At 49.7% G+C, this 10,517-nt stretch carries 8 protein-coding genes; 5 read left to right on the top strand and 3 right to left on the bottom strand.

Going from position 1 to position 10,517, the window contains the following annotated elements:
* Positions 1-971: 971 nt before the first annotated feature.
* Together JNJ77_00930 and JNJ77_00925 are read left to right on the top strand one after the other, a co-directional pair.
* Positions 972-1,370, top strand: a complete 399-nt coding sequence (locus JNJ77_00930; GenBank protein MBL8821119.1) for a MerR family DNA-binding protein — start codon at positions 972-974, stop codon at positions 1,368-1,370.
* 35 nt (positions 1,371-1,405) lie between these two features.
* Positions 1,406-2,146: a copper chaperone gene (locus JNJ77_00925; GenBank protein ID MBL8821118.1), complete on the top strand. Its 741-nt coding sequence runs from the start codon at positions 1,406-1,408 to the stop codon at positions 2,144-2,146.
* On the opposite strand, the gene JNJ77_00920 is transcribed toward JNJ77_00925, so the two are convergent.
* From JNJ77_00920 to JNJ77_00910, 3 genes are all read right to left on the bottom strand, one after another.
* The gene (locus JNJ77_00920; GenBank protein ID MBL8821117.1) at positions 2,143-2,727 is read right to left on the bottom strand and encodes a class I SAM-dependent methyltransferase; all 585 of its coding nucleotides are present in this window, start codon (positions 2,725-2,727) and stop codon (positions 2,143-2,145) included. The genes JNJ77_00925 and JNJ77_00920 overlap by 4 nt on opposite strands.
* A 35-nt stretch (positions 2,728-2,762) precedes the next feature.
* Positions 2,763-3,287, bottom strand: a complete 525-nt coding sequence (locus JNJ77_00915) for a cation transporter (protein MBL8821116.1) — start codon at positions 3,285-3,287, stop codon at positions 2,763-2,765.
* A gap of 75 nt (positions 3,288-3,362) precedes the next feature.
* Entirely contained in the window at positions 3,363-4,076 is a 714-nt protein-coding gene (locus JNJ77_00910) for an acetolactate decarboxylase (protein ID MBL8821115.1), read from the bottom strand.
* A 1,378-nt stretch (positions 4,077-5,454) separates the two neighbouring features.
* Here JNJ77_00910 and JNJ77_00905 point away from each other — a divergent pair.
* The 3 genes from JNJ77_00905 (at position 5,455) to JNJ77_00895 (ending at position 10,487) form a co-directional block, all read left to right on the top strand.
* Entirely contained in the window at positions 5,455-5,805 is a 351-nt protein-coding gene (locus JNJ77_00905; GenBank protein ID MBL8821114.1) for a heavy-metal-associated domain-containing protein, read from the top strand.
* Positions 5,806-5,899: 94 nt separating this feature from the next.
* Positions 5,900-7,249: an efflux RND transporter periplasmic adaptor subunit gene (locus JNJ77_00900; GenBank protein MBL8821113.1), complete on the top strand. Its 1,350-nt coding sequence runs from the start codon at positions 5,900-5,902 to the stop codon at positions 7,247-7,249.
* Between the two features lie 52 nt (positions 7,250-7,301).
* Positions 7,302-10,487 (top strand): efflux RND transporter permease subunit, encoded by a 3,186-nt coding sequence (locus tag JNJ77_00895; protein MBL8821112.1) that lies wholly within the window; start codon positions 7,302-7,304, stop codon positions 10,485-10,487.
* The last annotated feature ends 30 nt before the right edge of the window (positions 10,488-10,517 follow it).

Below are 10,517 nucleotides of genomic sequence, written 5' to 3'. Positions count from 1 at the left end.
TTTATCGTCACAACTTACCAAAAAATCAAGGTCAGTTCACCGAATGACTAAAGCTATGGCGAGACTACGTGATATCAAAACAAACATTTGCACAAAGAAAGTGCCCCATTCCAGTCGAATGATGGTCTGTATGTAGCATGGAACTACTGATCAAAAAATTTCAGCACGTATTTGCCAAGACACAAGGTCAGTTGAGATTGATGGCCCCGAGAGTTCTGGATATCATTCTACTTCCATCATGGAGGATGAACCCTTGCAATTCTTGTCGTACATTGCGATCTCTATCATTACGGCAATCGTTGCTACCATCGTGATGGGATCTGAAGGAGGTTCAAAAAAGAGCGTGAGTTCCGCACAAAAGACCACGAGAAATTCTGTCCCATTTGTAAATGCGACAAGGCAGATTGAACGACTTGCTCCAAAAGATGATGAACTCCCAGCCTGTAAGCGACATTCAGCATCGAGCAAATCATCGAAGCCTTCTTATGTCCTTCGCATGCCTCGCACGGGCGAGAACGAATCTCCAAAGTATGGCCTTCAAACGAATCAATCGAATTGCGAATGCTGCAAGTAGAAGTTCTCCGACATTTCGGAAGATGCTGCTTCGTAACTGCCAAAGCAGCAATTCATTTCCCATTCTGCTAAAGACTTTGGTCGTGGGATAGCTTGTTATCGACTTTTGGAAGTTCTGTAGTGAAGTATCACTAAGCATCCTGCAGCTACAGTTCATTTATTCCGCGTTACGATATTCACGACGTCCAGAGAACGTGGTGTAGACATCGTAGACATACAAGATATCGCAAGACATTCAGATCCGCGAACAATGCAAGCCAACCTCCGAAACCGGCAACACATCTGCTTTCTTCAACAATTCGGACTTCAGAATTGAAAGATCACATACATAATTTCTTAGCCTCTTGACTCTGTACCAAGGTACGGGGTTTATACTGAATCGAAGGGAGGTGCAGCATATGGGATCACTAACTACTGGGGCACTTGCCAAACAGGCAGGACTAGGAATTGAGACTGTTCGTTACTACGAACGGCGAGGACTTCTCCCCGTTCCTGCGAGACGATCCTCAGGATATCGAGCGTACCCGGAAGATGCCGTCTTGCGGTTACGCTTTATCAAGCGAAGCCAAGAGCTCGGATTCACCCTGAAAGAAGTGAAAGAACTTCTTGCCCTCTGGGAAGACCCGGAAACGGACAGATCAATCGTTCGTTCCAAAGCTACAGCAAAGGCTGCTGATATTGAACGTCGCATTCGCGACCTGACAGTAGTCAGAGCAAAGCTTCTTGAGCTAAGTGCAAACTGCAAGGGAAAGGGTTCAACGAAACAATGCCCCATTATGCAAGCTCTAAGCAGCTAATGCTTCTGTGGGCAAAACACAAAGGAGACAGAGACATGATTCGAACATTCGGAACAACCCTGCGATGTGAAAGCTGTGTGGCGAAGATTAAGCCAATCTTCGATGCTGAGCCTTCCGTTCATCATTGGAGTGTGGACACGAACGCCCCAGAGAAGCCCATCACCGTGCACGGTGAGAATGTATCAAGTGATTTGGTAAACAGGTTGCTTGAAAAAGCAGGTTACAGGGTTACCCGTGAGATCACTACTACTCCACCCGTTGAACCTTCTGCAGAGCCCGCAGAGAAGCAGAGTTACTTTCCGCTGCTGCTTATTCTCGCCTACTTGCTTGGCGTTGTTGGTATTGTTGAGTACGCAAACGGATCATTCAACTGGGAGCGATCCATGCGACACTTCATGTCTGGGTTCTTTCTCGTGTTTTCGTTCTTCAAACTCTTGAACGTCACGGCCTTCGCTGATGCCTACATGACTTATGACGTGGTGGCAAAGCGACTGAGAGCCTACGGGTTCATCTACCCGTTCATCGAACTCGGACTGGGAATTGCCTACCTGGCGAATTTCAATCCGTTGGTAATCAACCTGGTCACCCTGGTTGTGATGGGAGTAAGTTCCATTGGTGTGATCGAGAGCTTACTCAACAAACGCAAGATTCGTTGCGCCTGTCTGGGAACGGTTTTCAATCTTCCGATGTCGGTGGTTACCCTTGTTGAAGATGCTTTGATGGTGCTTATGGCCGCAGCCATGCTCCTCATGGGCACGAATCACTTGGGTTACTAAACAGGATTAACAACGATTGCAGGTTTCCTAGCTCGGAATCTGAATGCCTTGCGTCTCTTCTCGATTTCGATCTCGGTAAAGCCCGCGTTACTTAACCTCGATTCAAATGTGTCGGGGTTAATAAGGATCATCGTGTCGCCAAAATGGGCGAGACCAAAAATGGGAGACCAGATGCTATCGGTTCCGATGAAAGTGCCATTTGGACGAAGCACCCTGTAGGCTTCCGTCAGCATCTTGTCTTGAAGACTTGCTGATGGAATATGGTGCATCATTGTAAATGATAACACGCTAGCAAAACTGCTTTCGGCGAAAGGCATCGCCGTCGCATCTCCTTCGACGACCTCAACTCCTGAAAGATTAGCGTTCGACCTTAAAAATTGAGCAAGTTTTGGATCAATCTCTAGGGCGGTAAGCTTGTTGGAACGATCTGCTAAAATCGTGGTAGTAAGTCCTGGACCTGGGCCGACCTCAAGAAGCTTGTCGCCCAATTCGACTGCCTGCAACACCCAGGGCAGTAAATCCCTCTCAACGTACCTTCGCCACCAACCCGAGCGGCAGATCTGCCGGTGAATCCAGTTCATCGAGAGTGTCTCCTGCCCCGTGAGCGCATCTACTCTTACTTGACCTTCACGTGGAAGCCTTCCTTGTTCAGTGCCTCGACGAGTTCGGCTGCATTGAAGTTTCCCTTGACCGTGCAAGTCGTAACGTTCGGCTTGCAGTCATCACTCTCAACGCCGCTCACTTTCTTCAGTGCCACTCGGAAAGATTTCACGCAGCCTGGGCAAGTGTTGTGAAATCCGGAAACGGTGAGAGAGGTCACCTTTTCCTTCTTTGCGCCGCTATCGGCCTTAAAGCCTATAGCCTTGTCACTGACTTCGCCGTGGAATCCATCATCAGCGAGTGCATCGATGGCTTTTTGAGCAGCGGCAGAGTTTGGTGCCGTAAAAGTTGCAGTTCGTGTCTTCTTGGTGACTTGAACGTCGGATATGCCGTCTACTTTCTTCAGGATGTTCTCAACTTCCTCAGCACAACCACTGCAACACATGTGCAGTTGCTTGACCTCGATCTTCGACTCAGCTCTCACGGATGCCGTGAAAAGAAACAGTGCGGCTAAAGTTCCCAGAATCGTGTGCTTGAACATCTGCGGCTCCTTATTACTAGAGAGAAAACAACATCATGAGACATTCTACTGACGAGGTGATCTGCTGGCGGCATTCTACTTCGGCAGAAGCAATCGAGCTTCCTTGCCGAACTGAATCGACTCGACATGTCCGGACTGTTTTTCATCGGTCGTAATCACATGCAAGTGGATGTTGCTATCGTGATGAGTGAAAACACCGTGATGACTGTCTGAGTAAAATCCCAGCAGCTTGACGCTTGTGTTTTCTAAGGTGAATTTCTTCTTGATCGCCTCATGCTTGGCTTGCGAATGGGGACTATCGTCGGTTTTGTTAACGACGTGAAAGACAACCTTCTGTGCTGTATCTTTCAGGAGAAAGGGAAATGGGCGCTTGGTGTTCACCCCGTGTTTCGATGCGGTCTGTACCAACCATTTTTCAAATGACTTATCGTCTCTGATCTCTTGAGGAATTTGCACTTCCTGCCATGAGTCAACGCTTGCATAGACCAAGAAGCATGCTTTGCTCTGAAAGCTCTCCGTCGTTGACACTCTGTCCACTACGATCCGAGCAAGAGAAGGCTTGCTGTCCCAGATGGTGATTTCCCCACGAAGTCCTTCAATCGGGCCAAGTGCATAGAGGTGCTTTCGTTTGGACAATTGGGCGAGGTCGATAGTTGCTGTCAGATCACCATCCCGCATAACCTTTCGCATCTGGCCGACGAAATGAACCTCTACAGCCGCTTGCTGGCTCGGCGTGGTTTGCCCATACATTCCTACCGCAGATAGAAAGATCAGAATGGTTGACAACATCGTTGACTCGGTGCGAAAGCAGCATCTTGCGAAGCCCAAAAGCAGGTTACTTACCTCCCCTTGCAACAGGACTTTCCGTTTCCACATGAACCGCCAGTGCAAGGACCATTCCCGGAACAGCACGGGTCATCTGTGGAACATGTCTCAGGCTGGCTTACAGCAGTTCGGGATCTACTAGCCGTAACTTTTGACTGTGAACTTGACCGATCTACCTTCACTACCTGTTTTGTGGTTGACGGTTTCGATTCAATCGCCATGAAGCCAACGAAGCCCGATGCGAGTGCAACGCCAACATAGATAAGACGCATGAGGAACTCCTGTTTTCAAGCATGACGGATTGAAAGTATCCATCCAGGTCATTTGCCACAATGTCAAGTGAAGAGACATCCGCTTGAAGCCATCTTCAACAATAGGAGTGGAACAAACCGTCAAGATTGTTTTCAACCCGCATATCCGTTCAAGTCTCCCCGGCTTCCTGGTCGATAGAAGCTGATGAGCCTGCCATTGTCTCTTACTGGTGCCAGGCTATAATTTGGGAATCTAGAAGGAATCGTGGCTTGGTTCGTGTCGTTCTATCCTTGTATCTCAGCCTCGTGGCCATTCTTGGCCCCGGACTATGCTGCTGTGCATTCGGACAGTTCTTCGCAACCAAGAAATGCGACACCAAAACTGCAACCAGAGAATCGAATCCTTCCTCTTGCTGCCATCACGGTAAAAAGCACGATTCCAAACCCGCGACTCCGGACAAACACCCACATCAACCGGCTCCTTTTTGTCCATGCAACCAGCATCAAGACATCCCGGTTGCACCTACACTTACATTGGCTACGAATCTCCTGATTGATTCCGTACAGGAATGGCAGTTTGGTTTTGAACACTCCTTAGTTCCCGAAAGCATTGCCTTTTCAGTTTCAGCAACTTGCGGCAGCAATATGTCGCACCATAGGCAACTATCCGCAGAGGATGCTCTGCGCACTTCGTTTGTTTTGCTTTGTTAAGCAGCCCCTTCGTCACTTCTACATAGCAACGATTAAGCGGCTTCGCCGTTCAGTTTCAGCCGTTGCCAAATAACCAATCCACTTCAGTTTGAAGCGTAAATGCCCATTGGCTTATGCATGTGGCAAGGATTCCACCTGCTTGCTGCCATTCTCATAAAGGTTTGACCATGAACGCATGGAAGCTGGTTCTGCGGACTATCTTGGTAGTCTTGCTCATCATTACCCTCGGCTTTGGATCGGCAGGATGCCAATCCTCAGGATCATCCGGCAGTGACGGCCACGCCGGTCACAGTCACTAAGTAACAGGCTTATGCATCGCCGTTATCTGCTCACCATCGGTTTGTTGAACAGGTGTGCGGCACTTCGCAAAGGAGAATCGAATGTTAGCTCTTCGCATGTGGCAACTGACAGCCTTACTCACCGCACTGCTTCTCTCTGGTTCAGCCATTCATGCTGATGACCAAAAGAAGGCTGACAAGAACGTGGTCACAATCAAGGTTGATGACATGACCTGTGGTGGTTGTGCCATGAAGGTGAAAAAGTTCGTCGCGAAAGTCGGTGGTGTCGAGAAAGTAGAGCCCGACGCAACTGCTCACACCGTGACAGTGTTCCCAAAAGCAAATTCCAAAGTGTCTCCCAAGGAGTTGTGGGAAGCAGTTGAGAAGGCTGGCTACACTCCCTCTCTACTAGAAGGAGCAGTTGGGTCATTCAAGGAAAAGCCCAAGTCATAGCAAGGTAAACCGTGCGTTCCCACTGGTCATTCAACCAGAATGGCCAGTGGCTTATCATCCATCGGTAACTATGCATTCGTGAGAAGTGTCTGCTATGAAACGACTAACTTTCATCTTGCGTTCCCTCATCTCCTTGGCGGTAGTAGCAGCTTTGCTCGTTGGAGGCTGGCTTACTCGAGATACTTGGAAAGGTTGGCTTTTGCGCACAAGGCCCGCCGGTGAATCGAGCAAGACAGATGATCATGCACTCGATAATCCAGAACGGTTGAAGCTAAGCAAACAGGCTAAAGCAAACTTGGGGCTAAAGACAGGCACCGTTGAACTAACCACCTACTGGCGAACTGCACAGATGCCCGGCACCATTGTGGAGCGGCCTGGGCTGAGTAACCGCGGAGTTTCGACGACGCTTTCCGGCATCATTACCAAGATCAATGTTCTCCCAGGGCAACTCGTTAAGCCTGGTGACAATCTATTCCAGCTTAGACTCGTTAGTGAGTACCTTCAAAACACCCAGGCCCAACTCTATAAGACTACTCGTGATCTCCAGATCAATGCCGATGAACAGCAACGATTGAAAGCGGTAGCTGACAGTCAATCGCTCTTTAAGAGCAAGCTGCTTGATCTTGGCTACGAAGAGCGAAGGCTACAGGCCGCCCTTGATACGCATAAGCAAGACCTTCTCACTCGTGGGCTTTCGCTAGATGACGTGAATCAAGTTATGTCGGGAAAGTTTCTCACAGAGTTCTTCGTCCGTGCACCACGAAAAGCCGAAGACGGCGACAAGTTCGTCTATGAAGTGGAAGAGTTAAAAGTGCAGCTTGGTGAACTTGTGCAAGCCGGACAAGTGCTTGCGTTCCTGGCAAATCACCAGGCACTTGATGTTGAAGGCAAGGCCTTTGAGCAGGAGTCGCCCCTACTTCAAGTTGCATCGAAAGAAAACTGGCCCATCCAAATGGTACTACTTGATAGCTCTTCCGAATGGAGCTCAGCCCCGACGCAACTATCCATCCGCTTCATCGCAAGCCATATTGATCCGATGACGCGGATGCTTTCGTTTTACCTACCGGTTGACAATGCAGTACGAGAAACGCCGGCAAACGGTGGCAGCGTTCGCCGCGTCTGGAGATTTCGGCCTGGACAACGAGTAAGACTTGGAGTACCGGTTGAAAAAATGAACGATGTGTTCGTGCTGCCAAGGGAAGCCATCGTTCACGAAGGCTCTGATGCGTTCGTCTTCAGACAGAACGGAAGCCTGCTTGAAAGAAAGCCCGTCTATGTTCGCTACGAGGATCAAGACAACGCCGTTATTGCCAATGACGGCAGCATCACCCCTGGCAACGTCATCGCCATAAACGCGGCAGTGCAACTGAACCGTGCCCTTAAAGCGAAAGCCGAAGGCGAAGCCGGTGGACAGGGTCACGACCATAGCGGTCATTCCCACTAATTGGAGGGTGCTAGTCGTGAACTCGTTAATTCGCTTTGCCCTGAAATACCGAATGCTGATTGTTTTTCTCAGCATCGCAGCATTCATCTATGGAAGCTACATCACGGCAACACTTCCAATCGACGTGTTCCCTGATCTCGACCGTCCTCGTGTAACCATCATGACGGAAGCCCCAGGGCTTGCATCGGAAGAAGTCGAAACGCTTGTAACCTTTCCTCTCGAATCAGCACTGCTCGGTGCCACAGGGGTGCAGGCAGTTCGAAGTCAATCTGCTATTGGGTTATCGGTTGTCTATGCGGAGTTTGATTGGAATACCAATATCTACCTGGCACGACAGACTGTACAGGAACGACTAAGCTCGATAGCCGATGGTTTACCACCAGGTGTTCGGCCACAGATGGCACCGGTCAGTTCCATCATGGGTCAGATCATGCATGTCGGGCTGTCACGGAAAAACGATGACGGGTCAGTCTCGCAAGCCATGGAACTTCGCACTATAGCTGACTGGATTATTCGACCACGGCTTCTCAAAATCCCTGGCGTTGCTCAGGTCATCGTCATGGGTGGAGGCAGAAAGCAGTATCAGGTACTGCTTGATCCGAACCTTCTTGTCGAACAAGGGGTGACGCTAAAGGAAGTTGAAGATGCCATCAAGAATAACAACCTCAACGCTTCCGGCGGATTCATGGTTAACTCCGAAGGAGAGCAGACCATCCGTGTTCTTGGAAGACTCGGACCCAAACCAGAACGTGTTTTGGATGAGATCAAGAGCATCCCCGTGAAGTTTGTGGGGAGCCGCTCTGTTCAGGTTCGTCACATCGCCAAGGTGGTAGAGGCTCCACAACTCAAGCGTGGCGACTCAAGCGTTAACGGTAAAGATGCGGTTATCCTCACCATCACTAAACAACCACACACTGACACAAGACGTTTGACTGAGGACGTAAAGTCGGCACTCAAAGAGTTGGAACCTAGCCTTCCAAAAAGTGTTGAGATTAACTCCGAACTCTTTCAACTAAAACGGTTCATCGATACCGGCATCTACAACGTTGGGGAAGCACTTGTTATTGGAGCAGGCCTTGTCCTGGTGATTCTCTTTCTCTTCTTGCTTAATGTTCGAACGACGTTCATTTCTCTTGCTGCTATTCCACTCTCACTCGTCATGACGGGGCTTTCGTTTAAGCTCATTAGCTGGATTACAGGGACGCCATTAAGCATCAACGTCATGACCCTTGGCGGCATCGCGGTTGCTCTTGGCGAGTTAGTTGATGACTCAATTGTCGATGTGGAAAACATCTTCCGAAGACTCAAGGAGAATTCGCTCCTTGAAAAGCCTCGCCCCGCTCTCAAAGTCATCTACGAAGCAAGTGTTGAGATTCGTAGTGCGATAGTCTTTGGCACGGCAATGGTCATCATGGTGTTCATCCCCCTCTTTGCTCTTTCAGGCATTGAAGGAAGGCTCTTTGCCCCTTTGGGGGTTGCCTATATCGTCTCGATTCTTTCTTCACTCATCGTTTCCCTAACTGTTACTCCCGTCCTGTCCTATTACCTGCTTTCCAACACCAAATCAGAACATGCCGAAGTGGATAGCCCGCTTCTTCGCATCCTCAAATGGGGTGCAAGCCATGTCATCAGGTTTAGCATGCGGTGGGCAGGAACGCTTCTGCTCTCCACTTGGATCATCGTTGGGTTTTCAGGTTATCTACTTACACACCTTGGAGCCGACTTCCTGCCACCTTTTGATGAAGGCAGCGTTCAGGTCAATCTCACTCTCCCTCCAGGTTCATCCCTTCAAGACTCAAACCAGATTGCACGGATGGCAGACAAAGTGTTTCGGAAGATGCAGAAGTCTGACTCCAACACGAGCGGCGAAGTGCTTCAGTTCGCTCGCCGTACGGGACGAGCCGAACTTGACGAGCATGCAGAGCCAGTGGGGAACACCGAGTACATCCTCTCCATGAACCAAGAGGCTCATCTTGACAGGGAAGCTGTCATTAAGAAGATTCTGCATGAGCTTCGAGACGGGTTGCCTGGGGTGCAGATTGAGGTGGAACAGCCGCTTGCACACCTAATTAGTCACATGCTTTCTGGGGTGACGGCGCAGATCGCAATCAAGATTTACGGTGATGACCTCGACACACTAAGGCAACTTGCAGAACGGATCAAAGGTTCGATCGGAAGCGTGCCCGGCATCTCGTCGCTTGCCATCGAATCACAAAGACAGATTAACGAACTGCACATCAGACTTAAGCCTGAGCAGCTTACTTACTTCGGAGTTGATAGGGCATATGTTGCCGAGTTCGTTGGGACAGCACTAAGGGGTGAATCACTCTCACAAGTGCTAGAAGGTCAAAGACGATTTGATCTGGTAGTTTGGGTTGGCGAAGAATTCCGCAATGACCCAACCAAACTTGGCAAGCTTCGACTTGAACTGCCAGGTGGACGTGGACAAGTTCCTCTCTCTGAGCTTGCGACGATTGAAGTTGGAGCAGGCCCCAACACCATAAACCGAGAGAATGCACGTCGAAGGATCGTTCTTCGTTGCAACGCCTTGGGACGCGACTTGGCAAGTGTCGTACGCGACATTCAAAGCAGGATCGGGGATCTTCAGAAATCAAGCGGATGGCCGAGCGGATATTTTGTCGAGTATGCCGGGCAATTTGAAAGCCAGGAGCGAGCAACTTCTCTGATCGCCATTCTTGCAGGTGCATCGTTTGTTGCCATGTTTGTTGTGCTCTACATGCTTTATCCGTCCCCTCGCATCGTTCTCCAAATCCTAAATGCACTACCAGCTGCATTTATTGGTGGCGTGGTGGCTCTGGCACTGACCGGGCAAACTCTGACTGTTGCGAGCATGGTGGGATTCATTTCTCTAGGGGGCATTGCTGCTCGTAACGGCATTCTCCTCGTTTCCCACTACTTCCACTTAATGAAGCATGAAGGCGAGAAGTTTTCAGAAGAGATGGTCTTACGCGGAAGCCTTGAGAGACTTGCACCAGTGCTGATGACAGCACTCACAGCTGGGATTGGTCTTCTGCCATTGGTGCTTGAAGGGCAAAAACCGGGCCGCGAGATTCTCTATCCCGTTGCCACGGTGATCCTTGGGGGGCTAATCACTTCAACTCTAAGTGAGTACCTCCTCCATCCAGGTCTGTTCTGGAAATTTAGCGGCAAAGATGCCGACCACATCGTTCACGAGATGGAAAGTGATGCCACATCTGTCTCTGACCCATGCCACTAGTCACACATCACCCTTACAAGGAGATACGAC

Source organism: Planctomycetia bacterium, from assembly GCA_016795155.1.
In the GTDB taxonomy this organism is placed as follows: Bacteria; Planctomycetota; Planctomycetia; order Gemmatales; family HRBIN36; genus JAEUIE01.
This window is presented reverse-complemented; position numbering and strand designations above follow the sequence as displayed.

Excerpts from the sequence above, each read along its gene's own strand:
- JNJ77_00930 (MBL8821119.1), top strand. The coding sequence starts at position 972 with ATGGGATCACTAACTACTGGGGCACTTGCCAAACAGGCAGGACTAGGA.
- JNJ77_00925 (MBL8821118.1), top strand. The coding sequence starts at position 1,406 with ATGATTCGAACATTCGGAACAACCCTGCGATGTGAAAGCTGTGTGGCG.
- JNJ77_00920 (MBL8821117.1), bottom strand. The coding sequence starts at position 2,727 with ATGAACTGGATTCACCGGCAGATCTGCCGCTCGGGTTGGTGGCGAAGG.
- JNJ77_00915 (MBL8821116.1), bottom strand. The coding sequence starts at position 3,287 with ATGTTCAAGCACACGATTCTGGGAACTTTAGCCGCACTGTTTCTTTTC.
- JNJ77_00910 (MBL8821115.1), bottom strand. The coding sequence starts at position 4,076 with ATGTTGTCAACCATTCTGATCTTTCTATCTGCGGTAGGAATGTATGGG.
- JNJ77_00905 (MBL8821114.1), top strand. The coding sequence starts at position 5,455 with ATGTTAGCTCTTCGCATGTGGCAACTGACAGCCTTACTCACCGCACTG.
- JNJ77_00900 (MBL8821113.1), top strand. The coding sequence starts at position 5,900 with ATGAAACGACTAACTTTCATCTTGCGTTCCCTCATCTCCTTGGCGGTA.
- JNJ77_00895 (MBL8821112.1), top strand. The coding sequence starts at position 7,302 with ATGCTGATTGTTTTTCTCAGCATCGCAGCATTCATCTATGGAAGCTAC.